18 protein-coding genes and 1 tRNA gene are annotated in these 15,790 nt (G+C 48.5%); 5 read left to right on the top strand and 14 right to left on the bottom strand.

The genetic code is table 11. The features are described 5' to 3' along the window. Positions 1–614 precede the first annotated feature (614 nt). The 8 genes from ACFQ03_RS21920 to ACFQ03_RS21955 all read right to left on the bottom strand — a co-directional run bounded on the left by ACFQ03_RS21920 (position 615) and on the right by ACFQ03_RS21955 (position 9,060). Positions 615–1,901 (bottom strand): adenylosuccinate synthase, encoded by a 1,287-nt coding sequence (locus tag ACFQ03_RS21920; RefSeq protein ID WP_379290983.1) that lies wholly within the window; start codon positions 1,899–1,901, stop codon positions 615–617. Between the two features lie 159 nt (positions 1,902–2,060). Next, entirely contained in the window at positions 2,061–3,437 is a 1,377-nt protein-coding gene (gene dnaB / locus ACFQ03_RS21925; RefSeq protein WP_144937039.1) for a replicative DNA helicase, read from the bottom strand. A 3-nt stretch (positions 3,438–3,440) separates the two neighbouring features. Then, on the bottom strand, positions 3,441–3,884 hold the full coding sequence (gene rplI, locus ACFQ03_RS21930) for a 50S ribosomal protein L9 (RefSeq protein ID WP_150960427.1): 444 nt from the start codon (positions 3,882–3,884) through the stop codon (positions 3,441–3,443). Continuing rightward, on the bottom strand, positions 3,881–5,833 hold the full coding sequence (locus tag ACFQ03_RS21935) for a DHH family phosphoesterase (protein ID WP_379290986.1): 1,953 nt from the start codon (positions 5,831–5,833) through the stop codon (positions 3,881–3,883). The genes rplI and ACFQ03_RS21935 overlap by 4 nt, the downstream gene beginning before the upstream one ends. Positions 5,834–5,856: 23 nt before the next feature. Beyond that, complete coding sequence (locus ACFQ03_RS21940; protein ID WP_144937047.1) at positions 5,857–6,789, bottom strand: DUF2232 domain-containing protein; 933 nt, start codon at positions 6,787–6,789, stop codon at positions 5,857–5,859. Positions 6,790–7,044: 255 nt separating this feature from the next. Next, positions 7,045–7,665, bottom strand: coding sequence for a hypothetical protein (locus ACFQ03_RS21945; protein WP_379290988.1), 621 nt, complete (start codon positions 7,663–7,665; stop codon positions 7,045–7,047). Between the two features lie 101 nt (positions 7,666–7,766). Then, positions 7,767–8,429: an MBL fold metallo-hydrolase gene (locus ACFQ03_RS21950; RefSeq protein WP_379290990.1), complete on the bottom strand. Its 663-nt coding sequence runs from the start codon at positions 8,427–8,429 to the stop codon at positions 7,767–7,769. A 1-nt stretch (position 8,430) separates the two neighbouring features. Further along, a complete protein-coding gene (locus ACFQ03_RS21955; protein ID WP_379290992.1) occupies positions 8,431–9,060 on the bottom strand; it encodes a TetR/AcrR family transcriptional regulator in 630 nt (209 codons plus the stop codon). Between the two features lie 285 nt (positions 9,061–9,345). Here ACFQ03_RS21955 and ACFQ03_RS21960 point away from each other — a divergent pair, with 285 nt between their 5' ends. From ACFQ03_RS21960 to ACFQ03_RS21970, 3 genes are read left to right on the top strand one after another with little or no spacing between them, the layout of a single operon-like run. Continuing rightward, positions 9,346–10,143 (top strand): ABC transporter permease, encoded by a 798-nt coding sequence (locus tag ACFQ03_RS21960; protein WP_144937059.1) that lies wholly within the window; start codon positions 9,346–9,348, stop codon positions 10,141–10,143. A 5-nt stretch (positions 10,144–10,148) separates the two neighbouring features. Continuing rightward, entirely contained in the window at positions 10,149–10,949 is an 801-nt protein-coding gene (locus ACFQ03_RS21965; RefSeq protein WP_379290994.1) for an ABC transporter permease, read from the top strand. Beyond that, positions 10,949–11,968, top strand: a complete 1,020-nt coding sequence (locus tag ACFQ03_RS21970; protein ID WP_379290996.1) for an ABC transporter ATP-binding protein — start codon at positions 10,949–10,951, stop codon at positions 11,966–11,968. Before ACFQ03_RS21965 ends, ACFQ03_RS21970 begins: the two co-directional genes overlap by 1 nt. Positions 11,969–12,064: 96 nt before the next feature. Here the strand turns inward: ACFQ03_RS21970 and rpsR are convergent, their stop codons facing one another. The 3 genes from rpsR to rpsF form a co-directional block, all read right to left on the bottom strand. Next, positions 12,065–12,349 carry a 30S ribosomal protein S18 gene (gene rpsR, locus ACFQ03_RS21975; protein WP_144937069.1) on the bottom strand — a complete coding sequence of 95 codons (285 nt, stop codon included), beginning with the start codon at positions 12,347–12,349 and terminating at the stop codon, positions 12,065–12,067. A gap of 22 nt (positions 12,350–12,371) precedes the next feature. Next, positions 12,372–12,830: a single-stranded DNA-binding protein gene (gene ssb, locus ACFQ03_RS21980; RefSeq protein WP_144937072.1), complete on the bottom strand. Its 459-nt coding sequence runs from the start codon at positions 12,828–12,830 to the stop codon at positions 12,372–12,374. Between the two features lie 61 nt (positions 12,831–12,891). Next, positions 12,892–13,179, bottom strand: coding sequence for a 30S ribosomal protein S6 (rpsF, locus tag ACFQ03_RS21985; RefSeq protein ID WP_379290999.1), 288 nt, complete (start codon positions 13,177–13,179; stop codon positions 12,892–12,894). A 272-nt stretch (positions 13,180–13,451) separates the two neighbouring features. On the opposite strand from rpsF, the gene ACFQ03_RS21990 reads away from it, so the two are divergent. Together ACFQ03_RS21990 and ACFQ03_RS21995 are read left to right on the top strand one after the other, a co-directional pair. After that, entirely contained in the window at positions 13,452–13,634 is a 183-nt protein-coding gene (locus ACFQ03_RS21990; protein WP_144937078.1) for a YjzC family protein, read from the top strand. 13 nt (positions 13,635–13,647) lie between these two features. After that, a complete protein-coding gene (locus ACFQ03_RS21995; protein ID WP_379291001.1) occupies positions 13,648–13,893 on the top strand; it encodes a hypothetical protein in 246 nt (81 codons plus the stop codon). Between the two features lie 638 nt (positions 13,894–14,531). Here the strand turns inward: ACFQ03_RS21995 and ACFQ03_RS22000 are convergent. The 3 genes from ACFQ03_RS22000 to ACFQ03_RS22010 form a co-directional block, all read right to left on the bottom strand. Continuing rightward, positions 14,532–14,622: transfer RNA gene (locus tag ACFQ03_RS22000), tRNA-Ser, on the bottom strand. A 42-nt stretch (positions 14,623–14,664) separates the two neighbouring features. Continuing rightward, complete coding sequence (locus ACFQ03_RS22005) at positions 14,665–14,889, bottom strand: DUF951 domain-containing protein (protein WP_144937083.1); 225 nt, start codon at positions 14,887–14,889, stop codon at positions 14,665–14,667. Positions 14,890–14,914: 25 nt separating this feature from the next. Beyond that, complete coding sequence (locus ACFQ03_RS22010) at positions 14,915–15,790, bottom strand: mechanosensitive ion channel family protein (protein WP_225312794.1); 876 nt, start codon at positions 15,788–15,790, stop codon at positions 14,915–14,917.

The following is a 15,790-nucleotide window of genomic DNA, read 5'->3' on the forward strand; positions in this document are numbered from 1 at the left end:
AATAGAAATCTTTTTTACATCGTATTAACGCTGTAAAGAACTTAAAGATTCCTATGTGGTAAAAAAAGCTCCTAGCGGAGCCTTTTACTTGAACGTCTATCTTGAAAATCCGTCTATTTTACCGTCTGCAGGCATCGTTGCTACCGCGGAGCGGCACGTCTAACTGGATTTTGTACAGGTAGATTCAAGCGAATGGGCGAAAATGATCAAACTAACTGGATAAACTACAGTTAAAATGGGCAACTTTAGGCGAAACGGCTGTTTTGGCGCAAACTAACTGTAGGTTTTCCAGTTAGTTTCCATATTTCTTCCGAATATAGAAATCTAACTGTATGAAATCCATTTAGTTTTCAAATTTCATACTATTGAAGCAATTCAACTCTATTCTACCTTGAAAATCCATCCATTTGCTTGAATCTACCTACATAAAATACAGTTAAATCATCTTTCCTCCTAGAAAGCGATGGTTTCTCCACGGGAATATCTATGCCCAGCCTTATATTTCGCCAGTCACATCAAACCTTCGGACCGGTTTTCACTTTGCGGAAGTTATAACTCCTATACTAAAAAACCCCGAATGCCGGCGCATTCGGAGTTTTTCCCTCATAATATCCCTATCTATAAATGGGACGGACCAAATTCGTCTGCTCCCGATTGCGTCCCACCGAGAAAATAACGAGCGGAACTCCGGTTAATTCCGAGATTCTCTCCGCATATCTTCTGGCATTGGCCGGAAGATCGTCCAGTGAACGGGCCTGCGAAATGTCTTCCTGCCACCCCGGCAGCTCTTCGTAGACCGCCTCGCACTCTGCCAGCATGTTCAAATTCGCCGGATAAGTCTCCAGAAGCTCCCCGCGGTACTTATAGGCGGTACAGATCTTTACCGTATCCAACCCGCTCAGCACGTCCAGCGAATTGAGCGACAGCCCGGTAAGCCCGCTTACCCTTCTCGCATGCCGCACTACAACGCTGTCGAACCAGCCGACACGGCGCGGACGGCCGGTTGTCGTCCCGTATTCATTGCCGGTTTCGCGAATTTGATCCCCGATTGCATCGTGGAGCTCCGTCGGAAACGGACCGTCTCCAACCCGCGTCGTATAAGACTTGGCCACACCAATGACTTGGTTGATTCTCGTAGGGCCGACACCGGAGCCGATGCACACCCCGCCGGCCGTCGGATTAGACGACGTCACGAAAGGATAGGTGCCTTGATCCAGGTCCAGCATAACCCCCTGCGCCCCTTCAAAAAGCACCTTCTTGTTCAAATCAATAGCGTCGTTCAGCACAACGGAAGTATCCGCCACATAAAGTCTGATCACTTCCGCATACTCGAGATATTCCTTGAGAATCGAATCTGCGTCCAGACCTTGGCGTCCGTACACGCGCTCGATAACATCGTTCTTCTCCTTCACCAGCCGGCGCAGCTTGGTCTCGAACTGCTGCCGATCCATCAGATCCGCAATCCGGATGCCGTTCCTCCCGGCCTTATCCATATAGCAAGGTCCAATTCCTTTGCGGGTGGTGCCGATTTTGTTCGGCCCTTTGCGCTCTTCCTCTAATTCGTCAAGCAGCAGATGATAAGGCATAATCAGATGAGCCCGGTCGCTTATTTTCAAATTATCGGTCGTAAATCCATTGTCATGAATGTACTGAATTTCCTCAATCAATGCAGCCGGATTAATCACCATTCCGTTGCCGATCACACAGACTTTATCACTATAGAAAATTCCGGAAGGAATCAAGTGCAGCTTATACTTCTTTCCGTTGATAAGAATCGTGTGGCCGGCATTGTTACCTCCCTGGTATCTTGCCACCACTTCAGCCGATTCAGCCAGGAAGTCGGTTATTTTCCCTTTACCTTCGTCCCCCCACTGGGTTCCGACAACTACAACGGTCGACATAACCAAACAACCTCCATAAGGTACTGTGTACCCATTGATTTACTGCTTCTCTTAGCAGCATCTCCAGTTTAGCAATCCGCTATACCAAAGTCAATGAAATACACGAACATTAAGGAGGTTGTCTATATAAAATGTTCGGATATCAACCATAAGTTCACTTTAGAACGGAACCGCCGCGGCCGAAGGCACCGGCTCCTGATGAGTTCGATCCAGACTGACAAATTTGTTGTAATGCTTCAGGAAAGCAAGCTCGACCGTCCCTACCGGACCGTTCCGCTGCTTGGCGATAATAATTTCAATGATATTTTTCTTCTCCGTATCCTGATTATAGTAATCGTCCCGGTACAGGAAGGCGACAATATCCGCATCCTGCTCAATCGATCCGGATTCCCGGAGGTCGGACATCATCGGACGCTTATCCTGGCGCTGCTCAACTCCCCGGCTGAGCTGTGACAGAGCGATTACCGGCACATCCAGCTCCCGCGCAATTTGCTTCAGCGTACGGGAGATTTCCGATACTTCCTGCTGCCGGTTGTCCCCGCTCCGTCCCCGCCCATGGATTAGCTGAAGGTAGTCGATCAGGATCATGCCGAGCCCCTTCTCCTTCTTCAGCCGACGGCATTTGGCCCGTATATCGGCAACCGTCACCGCCGGAGAATCGTCGATATAAATATTGGCTTCCGCCATCGTGCCGATCGCCATCGTCAGCTTCTCCCAGTCGTCGTTCTCCAGATGGCCCGTTCTTAACCGCCCGGCATCCACATTCGATTCGGCGCAGATCATCCTCTGCACCAGCTGGGCCGCTCCCATCTCCAGACTGAAGATGGCTACGGTCTCCTTCTCGCGAATGCCTACATTCTGGGCGATATTCAGGGCGAAAGCCGTCTTCCCTACGGACGGACGCGCCGCCACGATAATTAAATCGGACCGTTGGAAGCCCGAAGTCATCTTGTCCAGATCGCGGAAGCCGGAGGCGATTCCGGTCGTCCCGCCCTTGTTCTGGTATAGAAACTCCACCCGTTCGAACACTTCCATCAACACATCACGAATTGAGATAAAACCGCTGCTCGACCGGCGCTGGGAAATCTCCATGATCCGCTGCTCGGCATCGCTCAGCAAATCGCCGACGGCCTCCGAGCCTGAATATCCGGTGCTGGCAATTTGTGTAGCGGCCCGAATCAGCCTGCGGGTCAACGATTTCTCCTCGATGATCTGCGCGTAATAGTCTACGTTGGCCGCTGTCGGAACCGCATTGGCAAGCTGGGTTAAATAGGAAACCCCGCCGACCTGCTCCAGCTGCTGCTTGTCCTGAAGCCGTACCGTAAGAGTGACGAGATCGACCGGCTCGTTAGCCTCCGCCAGCTCCACCATCGCATCGAAAATATTCTGATGCTTGGTGCTGTAGAAGTCCTCGCTGATGATTCGTTCCATGACGGTAACCAGCGCATCGCTGTCTAACAAAATAGCGCCGAGCACGGCCTGCTCGGCTTCTAAATTTTGCGGTGGAATTCGATCAAAGAGCATTTCGCCTTCCATGCATTATTCCTCCGTTACTTGTACCTTTAAAGTAGCCGATACCCCGGGGTACAGCTTGATAGGCACTTGGGTGACGCCCAAGGAGCGAATCGGATCGTCCAGAGACATTTTTCTCTTGTCGATAACGATGTTTAGCTTCTCCAGCTCCTCGGCAATCTGCTTCGTCGTAATCGATCCGAACAGACGTCCGCCTTCTCCCGATTTTCCTTTCATCTGCAGCGTCATTTCGTTGAGACGGGCAGCCAGCTGCTCAGCTTGTGCCTTCTCCTCGTCTTTCTTCTTCTGCTCGGATTGCTTCTGCTGTTCCAGAACCTTCATATTCGAAGACGTCGCCGGAGCGGCCAATCCTTGTTTGATCAGAAAATTATTGGCGTATCCTTCGGAAACTTCCTTAACCTGGCCTTTCTTCCCCTGCCCTTTGACATCCTTCAGGAAAATCACTTTCATTCGAATAACCCCTCTTCCGCTTCAATTTCACTTAGTACCTTCTTAAGCTTTGCGGTCGCTTCCTCCAGCGTTCCTTCCAGCTGTACGGCCGCGTTGGTTAAATGCCCGCCGCCGCCAAGCCGCTCCATCACGACCTGGACATTCATCTGTCCGAGTGAACGGGCACTGATCCCGATCAGGCCGTCCGGCCTCTCGGAGATGACGAAGGAGGCTCTGATATCGGTCATGGTAATTAAAGTATCGGCCACCTGTGCTATAAGCAATTGTGAATAGGGACGTCCGCTTTCGGCTACGGCCAGAGCTACGTGCTCGTATAAAATTTCAGCATGCTTGATAATTTCCGCCTTCTGAATATACGCTCCCAGGTCTTCCTTAAGAAGCCGCTGGATCATGGCCGAATCGGCCCCGTTTCTTCTGAGGAATGAGGCAGCCTCGAACGTTCTGGCGCCGGTTCTCATGCTGAAGCTTTTCGTATCGACGGTAATTCCCGCCAGCAGGGCCGTCGCTTCAATCGGGCTAATGGTCACTCTCTCATGGATATATTGCAGCAGCTCCGTAACCAACTCGCAGGTGGACGAAGCGTAAGGCTCCATATATACCAGGACGGCATCGCCAATAAAATCTTCCCCGCGCCGGTGATGATCGACAACGACCGTTCTCGGCGCCATAGACAGCAGCTTCGGCTCCGCCACCATAGAGAACCGGTGGGTATCCACGACCACCGCCAATGTACGCAGAGTAGTCATCTCCAGCGCCTGATCCGGCGTGATAAACCACCTGGCGATTTTCTCGTGCTCCTGAAGAGCCTCCATCAGCCGTTCAATCGACGGATTGATGCCTTCCAGCACGATATATCCTTCCTTCTGGCTGAGCTGCACGGCTTTAAGAACGCCTATAGCCGCCCCTATCGCATCCATATCCGGATTCTTGTGACCCATAATGAGAACCTTGTCGCTATCTTTAATCAGGTCTCTTAACGCATGGGAGATAACTCTCGCCCGGACCCGGGTGCGCTTCTCTACGGCATTGCTTCGGCCGCCATAGAACGACAGCCGCTGCCCGCTCTTCACAGCGACCTGATCGCCGCCCCGCCCGAGCGCCATATCCAAACTCGCCTGGGCCCAATTGCCAAGCTCAATAAGACTCTCGGCTCCCGATGCTACACCAATGCTCAGCGTGAACGGAACTTTGTTGTCCGCACTTAGATCACGAACCTCGTCAAGAATATCGAACCGCTCCTGCTCCAGCATCTGAAGCGACTTCTGATTCATGATGATCAGGAACCGGTCGGAGGAGGTTCTGCGCAGGTACAGACCGTTGCGGTTGGACCACTCGTTAATCTCCCCGGTAATCTTCGCCAGGATGATGCTGCGGGTCTGATCGTCCATCCCCTGCGTCGCTTCCTCCAGATTATCGAGCATAATAATTCCGATGGCAATTTTCTCTTCCTGATACTTCTGCTCCAATTCCAGCTGATTCGTTACATCTTCCAGGTAGATCATCCTGTCGTCGTGGTTCATCGTGACCTTATAAGTAGACGAACCAATCTCTACCTCGAACTTGCCCTCCTTATCCTTGAGCATCGGGAACCGTTCGGTCAGCGATTCGCCGATCACCGACTCCTCCTCCAGCATGGTGGACACGAACGGATTGTGCCACTCGATCTTCTGCTCTTCATTGTACAGAATAATGCCGATCGGCAAGTCGTTGGTTACTTCCTTGCCCGCCTTCTTGATCCGATGGGTCAAGGTAGCCAGATATACATACAGGTCCTTGCGGAAAGCCTTCTCCGCCTTCCAGGAATACCACACCAGCACGGCAAAAGGAACAAGGGCGATCAGGCCTGCCACCCATTGATAAAACGACAGCACGACAATGAGAATAAGAACCAGGATGAACGTCCACACCATATGCAGCCCGTGCCATCGTTTGATTAAAAACCTCGGCATGTGATTTCGCTCCTCTTTCTTCCTTATGATTTGTCGGCAAGCTTTTCCCTGAGGGGAAACATGACGTCAAACAAACCCAACAGACTGAATATATACTGGGTGGTTGGAACGACAATCATAAGCACGATAGCAAGGGCCGGCCAAGCCTTGCCCTTTTTCTTGACATGGACGAAGTAGAGAAGAAACGAGATCGCTTGAACGACAAAAGCCAAGTTCAACAACGGGAACAAATTGATAACGATCATGACCAGGAAGGAATCCGGATTGGCCGGAATCGTAAAATCTAGAATCATGACGATGAGAAAATACCAGACCAGCGATTTCGGCAGCTTCCACGTCCGTACTGGCGGAAGAGCCGGAACAAGGTCTTCCCTGCCGCCCCTGTTGATGAACCATCTTCCAAGCCCATGCGTAACAATGACATAAAAGACCGAAAAAGCAACGATAAAGAACGGAATCATTTGGGTGATGTAACGAATCATCGAATCCACCAGATCCATGTTCAACTGCTGCGTAACGTTGCTTGGCAAAGCCCCCAAATAATCTCTTATAGTGGCTCCGAATTGGGCGACCGGGTCAAAGCCGAACAGCCGACCGACCACCAGGCCCAGCAGCAGCTCCCCCATCAAGGTTAACGTTCCTGCAAGGATTGCGGTCCTGGCCAGAGCCTTCTTCTTATAGAAATGCCCCATCAGAATAACAGGGGGTAGAAAGAACAAGGAGATAAAGAGGATGACCAAGCCCAAGCCACCGGTGAGTAAATAAAAAATGCCGAGACTGACCGCATACGCCAGTGCAAAACGTTTGACATCCAGATACATATAGAGAGCCAGCACCGGAATCATAATGAGATTGATCGTGATGAAATTAAGCGGCGTCACTATGGAAAATAGAACGATTAGGTAGATGACCATCCATATGACGGGCAGCCATTTGCTTCTTTTCGTACGGTTCACCGGACAGTATACAACTCCTTCATAAAGCGGCTTTACGCTTGATTATACCATAAACCGCCCAGGTTTATAGTCCCTTTATCCTTCCGTGATCCAGACTCGTATCCGTATTATTCCCATTTTCTGCTTCTAAGATTAGGTATCAAGAAGCACCTTTTTTTGTTTTCATTATTACATGAGAAAAAACCTCCATAAACCACAAGGATTGTAGTTTTGAGGTTTTTTGCCTGCAAGAATCCGGTGAATTGGGCTGATCCGTTACACATTGTAGATGATTCCCGTTTTAACCTTCTGAAGCAGTTTATCCTTAAAGTTTGCAAAATCTTCGGCTCCTCTGATTTGCCCTTCTTCCGCGAGTTTTCTCACGAATTTTTGGATTAACAATGCTTTTTCATATTTTTGGGCTAATTCTTCACTTTCCCAGTATTCATCCTCTGATAATCCCGACATTTTGACCAAATTATCTCTTATTTGTTTCATTGCAGGATCATGTTCAGGATCGTCCAGAAGCTCTCTCAAATGGGTAATGTAATCCGTTATTTCCTGTTTGCTTACGAAAAGCCCCTCTTCCCGCGCCAAGTTGACAACCAGCGCTTCCTTGATCATTTCGTGAATGATGTCTTTATCGGTCATATCAATGGTTACGTTATTCATTTTTTCACTAAACGCAAGATTTGCTTTGAATAGGGCAAAGTCTTTGGAATAGATTTCAAAATCAGGCCCCTGGGCGATAATCCTATCGGGTGCCTCTTTCACTTGATGGTCGATGTCGACAAACATTTCATCCACAGAAGGCACATTATTAGCATACAGAACGCTTCCGGTAATTATGACAGCAAGTGTTAGGGCAGAAACCACCATCCAACTGATTCTTCCCATCTTGCTCCCACCCCCTCGCTTCCTTAATCGCTTCTATAGTTATAGACAACTTTATAAAGGACTTTATCACGATATAAGAGGAATTGCTAAAAATATAGAAGTCAGGACCAGCGCGTCCAGTATCCTTCCCATTGCGAATAAGGCTCTTTGATATCCTCCCCATGACAGACCGTCAGCAGCTTTGGCTTCAGCTCTTCAATAACCGCTCCGCTGCGGACCGCCGTTTGCATGTCCGCCGTGAACATGGGGATCGGCCGGGCTAGCCTGCCCCTCCGGGTGGTGAACAAATCGCCGCCGATCAGAACCCCATCTTCCTTATGATAATAAGCGACATGCCCTGGGGAGTGCCCCGGTGTCCACAAGGGAAGGAGACCTTCCAACGGCTGCAGCCTTCCTTCGGATTCCTGGAGCAATGGGGAAGCCATCCCTTTATCAATAGTTGTCTGAGCCTTCTTCCGGCCGGGATAAGGCATATCCCCTTCCGCATATTGCAGCTCCTCTCTATGAATGTACACCGGAGCCGAGGTATGGCGAACGACTTCTTTAACCGAACCGACATGATCGGAATGCCCGTGCGTCAACAAAATCTTCTTTAAAGGCAAGTTCAGCTCCTTAATTTGCTTCAAGATCCCTGTCGCCATCTTCGGAATTCCGCCATCGATCAGAATGAGGCCATCTTCGCTGCGGACAAACCATACATTGACCGGAATAATCATCCATATTCCAAGCTTCCAAATATTTGGAGAAATTTGCGTAATCTTCATGTTATTGGTTTCCTCCCCGTTTCGCTTGAATACCCGCCACGAATATTTCGGTGCCCTGCGTTACCAGGGGCATAACTCTCGAAAGCAGTTGAGCCAGCGGCTCTTCATTGTACATATAAGTAGACACGATTCCTTGCAGCATATAATAGTAGATACGCGCATAGGACAGCAGTTCCTCGGCAGAAGCATCGGGAAAATTCCACGCTATCCCCTGCTTCAGGTCGGCAAACAATTCATTGCGGATCCGGTTGATCATAAGCCCCGGTTCCGGCTCATCCACCCTCTCTGCCTTCAGCATAAACAACACATTTACCATGTTCCGCCGGCGCAAACAGAATAATATAAACTTCTCTCCAAGCTGAGTAAGAGTGCGCAGGGGCTCCTTGTGCCCTACCTGCTGCAGACGCTTGAATTCCTCCTCCAGATTTTGCAGGGGAGGAAGCACCAAATGATGAAGCAAAGCTTCCTTGTCCTGAAAATATAAATAAATAGTCGTATGCGAGCATCCCGCTTCCTTGGCGATTTCCCGCATTGTTACCGATTTGAAGCCCTTGGCCGCGAAGAGGCTCCCCGCTGCTTCCAGTATGGCTTGTTTGGTCTCTTCTGATCTTTTACTCTGCCGATTCGACATGATAGACTCCCCTTCTTTTCTGCTTTGTCATATCCATCTTCGCCCCTATGAAGGTTGAGTTTTACATACTCTGGCGGTGAAAATGATCAAAATTAAACTAACCATTGGTTACATTATAACCACTGGTTAGTTTAATTTCAACGTTTATTTTTCCTCTCTCCAAAACATCTCCGTGAAACCGTTTCGATTATAACGATTTAATCCATTGACAACCTTTTCAAGCCTGATAGAATTAGAGCTATCTTTTTATCTTTATATTCCTTTATTTGGGGGAATTTAGATTTCATGAGCAAATATGCTTGGTATGCACTCACTACCTTCAAGAATACCCGCGTTTACAAAATGGATGTCTTGTTCCGCGTTATAGGATCCGTCCTAATGGTTATCGCGCTTCGGGAAATTTGGCTGGTCATTTACGGAGAAGGGGACGGACTGGAACAGTCCACCGGAGTATCCGCCCGCTCTATGGCTTCCTACGCGATGATTTCCGTTATTATGGGAAGGCTTCTCTCCTTCGGAACAGTATGGGAAGTGTCCGATCGGGTGCGGACGGGAAATATTGTGTTTGATCTGCAGAAGCCCTGGAGCTTTCAGTGGATGCATTTATCCAAAGCGGCCGGGCTGTTTCTTTTTTCCCTATGCTTCGTCGTTATTCCCTTGGCTCTGGCCATCTTCGTCTTCTATCCTGTTGAATGGCCCGGCGGATGGCATGCGGTCGCCTTTGTACCGAGTGTTATTCTCGCTTTTCTCCTGGCGTATGCCATTGATTTTATCGTCGGCCTGTTCGCCTTTATTTTTACGGAAATCTGGGGTTTCGATTTTATTAAGGATACGGTTATTCAGCTGTGCTCGGGTTCCTTCGTTCCTCTATGGTTCTTTCCGGACCTGCTCGCGCAGGTGCTTCGCTGGCTGCCGTTTCAAGGCATCTACAGCATTCCGCTCTCCCTCTTCATCGGGCGGACGCCGGTCCACCAGATCGTACCCGATTTGCTGTTCCAGGCTGCCTGGGCTTTCATCCTGTTCATCATCGGATATGCGGGAATGAAGACCGCTCACCGCATGCTTCTGACGACAGGAGGTTAATGCCCATGTGGAGATATATTAAACTGTACGGCTTGCTGCAGGCAGCCAATATCAAATCGCGATCGGCCTACCCCTTCAACTTTTTTATCGGGGTATTCAGCGTTACCCTTATGGGACTGGCTACCATTTTCTTCACGTGGGTGATTACCCAGCAGGTGCCTCTAATCGTCGGTTACAACCTATATGAACTGGTATTTCTGCTCAGCCTGTGGAAGCTTCCGCATTCCTTGTTCATCATTTCCTTCCAGCAAATTTGGAACATCGATTATTTAATCCGGGACGGATTTTTCGACCGTTACCTGGTTCGGCCGCTGAATCCGCTATTTCAGTTCTTCGCCTCCCGGTTCCAAATTGCGGGCATCGGCGATTTGATCGCCGCCATCGTCGGATTGGTCTATTCTGCTTCCCATATTACCGAATGGACTGTTCCCAAGCTGCTTACCTTGCTGCTGATCGTGGCCAGCGGAGTCGTCATCGAATGGGCGATCTATACTCTGATCGGATGTACGGCCTTCTGGACACTCCAAGGCTCCGGTCTGCAAAGCATTATTCTGATGCTGTTCGATCAATTTACCCGCTTTCCGCTGACAGTCTACAACCGGGTGATCCAGATTGTTCTGACCTTTATCGTTCCGATCGCTTTTATTAACTTCTACCCTTCCTTTTTATTTTTTGAAAATAAAGAGCAGGTGCCCTTCTCGCCGCTGTTTATTTACCTTACCCCGGTCATGGCCCTGTTAATGCTGCTCTTGACGGGTTGGATTTGGCGCAAAGCGATCAATCATTACAAAGGAGCCGGATCTTAATGAAAAATGTTATCGAAGTAGAGAAGCTGGTCCGGGAATTTAAAGTACATGGAGAAGCCCGGGGCTCATTCCGTTTGATCAAGAAGTTGTTTTCCCAAGGCGGAGAACGCAAGCGTGTAGTTGATGAAGTAAGCTTTACTATTCAAAAAGGGGAATTTATCGGGTATATCGGACCGAATGGCGCCGGTAAATCGACCACCATCAAAATGCTGTCCGGTGTACTCGTTCCGACATCGGGGTCGGTGCGAGTGATGGGGTTAGAGCCCCATAAGCAGCGCAAGGAGCATGCCCAGCATATCGGGGTCGTCTTCGGACAGCGGACTCAGCTGTGGTGGGATCTCCCGCTTAAAGACTCTTTTTACCTGCTTGGCAAAATCTATAACATCCCCGAGCAGCGCTACAAGGAAAATCTGGACTTGTTTTGCGATATTCTGGATCTCGGTTCCTTCCTGCATACTCCTGTCCGGCAGCTTAGTCTCGGGCAAAGAATGAGGGGCGATATAGCCGCTTCTCTGATTCACGACCCGCAGGTTCTGTTCCTGGACGAGCCGACAATCGGGCTGGATTTGCTGGCTAAGGAAAGAATTCAAGATTTCCTCCAAACGATTAACCGTGAGAAGAAGATTACCATTCTGCTGACGACACATAACCTGGACGATATTGAGAAGCTGTGCCGCCGGGTCATCTTTATCGATCATGGGAAAGTTCTGTTCGACGGCAGCTCGTTAGAGATGATCCGCGCCTTCGGGGACAAAAAATACGTAGTCGTTGAATCCAACGGATGGTCGCCTGAACGATGGAAAGGTCCGGTCCCTGATAAGATAGAGCCGAATGAGCTCTGGTTCGGAGTGGAGGACGACGCCGAAATCGCCCCCATGATCAGGCGGTTGAGCGACTTGCTCCCCATTCATAACCTCACGGTCAGAGAGCCGAAGATCGAGGACATTATGAAGGAACTATACAAGCGGACCCATGCAGGCGGTGTACAGTCTACTAAACTCGTCGAGAACGTTGTGTAAATGCCAGGAATAGATGAACTTATACTTCTTTATATTTTAACAAAAGAAGCAGCAGGGACGGATTTACGTCTCTGCTGCTTCTTTAATAGCCGCTTCTTACTCAGTTGTGTAAGGAAGCAAAGCTACTTGACGAGCGCGCTTAATAGCAATCGTAAGCATACGTTGATATTTAGCGGAAGTTCCGGTAACACGGCGAGGAAGAATCTTGCCGCGCTCACTGATGAACTTCTTCAGCGTCTCGATGTCTTTATAGTCAATGTGTTGAATTTTGTTAACAGTAAAGTAGCAAACTTTACGGCGCTTGTTACGGCCTCCGCGGCCTCTGGAGAAACGACGCTCTGTCCGCTCTTCGCCGCCGCTGTTTTCTTTTTTAGTCGTCATCTACGTTTTCAGTCCTTTCTCATTAGAATGGCAGATCATCGTCGGAAATGTCAATCGGTTTCCCGTCCGAGAATGGATCATGATTGTCTCGCGGGCTGCTATATCGGTTGTTCCCGGGCATCTCTTCCCTCATTCCGGAGCTCTGTCCCCCGGCATCCCGGTTGGCCGATTCCAGAAAACGGACATTGTCCGCCACCACTTCCGTCACATAAACTCTGCGGCCTTCATTATTATCATAGTTTCTTACCTGAATGCGACCTTCCACTGCGGTCAGTCTTCCTTTGCGCAAGTAGTTGGCGCAGGTTTCGGCGAGCTGCCTCCAGGTCACTATGTTAATAAAGTCGGCTTCTCGTTCATTATTCTGGTTAGTAAAGGGCCGGTCTACTGCCAGTGTGAACTGGGTTACCGCTACGCCGGTAGGGGTATATCTCAGTTCAGGATCCCGAGTCAGCCTTCCGATTAGAATAACACGGTTTAACAATCTTGTTCCCTCCCCCGCATTTCCGCATAACTGTCACGAATTGTTAAGCAAAGCAATGTTATTACGCTACAACGTCATTAACGATCAGGTAACGAATGATTTCATCCGAAATCTTCATTACACGGTCAAGTTCCGCTACAACTTCCGGAGTAGCGTTGAAATTTACCAGTACGTAAATTCCGTCGCGGAACTTTTCGATCTCATACGCAAGACGGCGTTTACCCATCACTTCGCTCTTCGTGATCTCTCCACCATTGTTAATGATGCCTTCGAACTTAGAGATGGCGGCCTCAACCGCTTCTTGTTCGATGTCGGGACGAAGAATGTACATTACTTCATATTTGCGCATGTCGATTCACCTCCTTATGGACTTAGCGGCCCCCACGCATTCGCCTTAAGCGATGCCTTCCTTCCTTCTTAACAGAAGGAATTAAGCCGGGAGCAAGGAGCAAGAAAGAAATCCATTTCAAACTCGCACCATATAAATATACCAAATCCGGGCGCCAATTACAAGAGATGTGCCGTACACTTGCTCGTATGGCCCCCTATAATTGGAATCGCCCCAATTACATGGTCTCGCCTCATTCGGACGATAATAGTTAGTACTTGGAGGTGAAAAGGATGGGAGAACAAACCGAATTCAACACCGGCGACAAAGCTCCTAATGATGGAGAGTATATCGAAATTGGCGAGAACGACTTCCATATGGGCATCAACAATCCCAAGATCATCTCCTTGAAGAAAGGGGAGCGATTCCCGGAGCCGTCCAACCATAATCGTAAATGGAAACGAAAAAAACATTAAAGAGGGAACCCTCATGAGAAAAACAGTGACCATCATCTTTACCGTTATTGCCATAGCCATTTGCTTCATTCATTATCTTGGCTATGATCCGAAGAATATGATTCTGATCTCCTTAAGCATACCTCTTTGGATCATCCCCTTTTTCACGGACATCGCCCATGTTAACCTGTTTTTCGCATACGCCTTGACCATTGCGTCCTGGGCGCTGCTTGGATATATTGTCGACCGGTATGTGTTTAGGGCCCGGGCCAGGGATTGATTTCTCTCTCGCCCTCCCCTCTTATATCACATGGATAAACGGCTATCGCCGTCCTTAGGACGGGTGCGTTTACCGTTGAAATATAAAAAAAGCTCTTAACGGAGCATCTCGAAGATGAATAACCCGGTATTAGAGGAAGCTTTTTATGCCAATAGGAATCTATATTTTCATCGTATTAATGCTGTAAAGAATTTAAAGATTCCTATGTGGTAAAAAAAGCTCTTAACGGAGCATCTCGAAGATGAATAACCCGGTATTAGAGGAAGCTTTTTATGCCAATAGGAATCTATATTTTCATCGTATTAATGCTGTAAAGAACTTAAAGATCCTATGTGGTAAAAAAAGCTCCTAACGGAGCATCTCGAAGATGAATAACCCGGTATTAGAGGAAACTTTTTATGCCAATAGGAATCTATATTTTCATCGTATTAATGCTGTAAAGAATTTAAAGATCCTATGTGGTAAAAAAAGCTCCTAACGGAGCCTCTTCGAAGACGAATAAAACTTATACTTTCTTATATTTTAAAAAAACGCCCCCCTGCGTAATTCGCAAGAAAGCGTTAGTTAACGGAATATGTATAGACCCTGCTCGACCCACCCTCACAACCTGTAATCTATAAATCACATGGTTGGATAAATGGCGGAAAGGGTGGGATTCGAACCCACGCACGCCTTGCGACGCCTAGCTGATTTCGAGTCAGCCCCCTTGGACCTCTTGGGTACCTTTCCGTTTAGCACAAGAAAGATTGTACCATAAGATGCAGGGTAAAATCAACTGAATTGTTGTCCGGGATCGGAAAATTCCGGATTGGACCGCAGCACTTTTTTAAGCTTACTTTCAAACTTCGCCCTCGGCACCAGAACACTATGCTTGCACCCGGTGCAGCGGATCCGGATATCCATTCCCATACGAATGATTTCCATTTCATTAGTGCCGCATGGGTGCGGCTTTTTCATCTGGACAACGTCTCCAAGCTGATACTGCTTACGCTCCATCTCCCCTGTTTCCCCCTTCCTTGACTTACGCCGGCATGGCAATTTCGATTTTATGCTGATCCAGTGTTTTCTTCACTTGGGCCAATATTTCTCTCTTCACTTGTTCTTCCTGATTAGGCTTGCACTCGGCAACAATCCTCAAGGTTAAATCCGACATCCCCATCGTCTGCATGCCGAGCACTTCCGGCCTGGCTACCAGGAGCTGATTGTCGGTCATTTCTGCAAACGCCTCTTTCAGATAGAATATTGCTTTATCGACATCGGAATGATAGGAAAGAACAATATCAACAACAGAAAGCGAATTCCGCATCGAATAATTCGTTACCTGCGTAATTAAGCCGTTAGGAATAATATAAACCTCTCCTGTCCAACTGGCAATACGCGTCACCCTTAAACCGATTTCCTCTACCGTACCTTTATAACTGCCGATTTGGACCGTGTCGCCTACGGCAAACTGATCTTCAAATATAATGAAAAAACCGGTGATCACATCTTTCACCAAGCTTTGTGCTCCGAAACCGATGGCCAGACCGACGACTCCGGCTCCCGCCAGCAACGGCCCTAAATGCAGTCCAAGCTGACTGAGAATCATCAATATCAGAATAAAATTAACCGTATAATTAACGACATTTCCTACAAGCTTGCCTAAAGTTTTGGCCCGCCGCTGACTGAATCTTAACGGATTCTTTTCACGTTCCCTCACAAGTCGGTCCACCAGACGTCTGGTGACTGCCTTGACGATTTTACCGAGGAGGAGAATCAGTAATATTTTGATGAGACCGATCAATATTTGATTCCAGGTTTTCGGGCTCATGAACGTTTCAACGAGTTGGGAATAAAAATGATGAATTGCATTAGTATTCTCTGTAAGCGCTTCTTGAACAAGTATATTGCTCAGCAC

This window comes from Paenibacillus residui (assembly GCF_042677205.1).
In the GTDB taxonomy this organism is placed as follows: Bacteria; Bacillota; Bacilli; order Paenibacillales; family NBRC-103111; genus Paenibacillus_L; species Paenibacillus_L residui.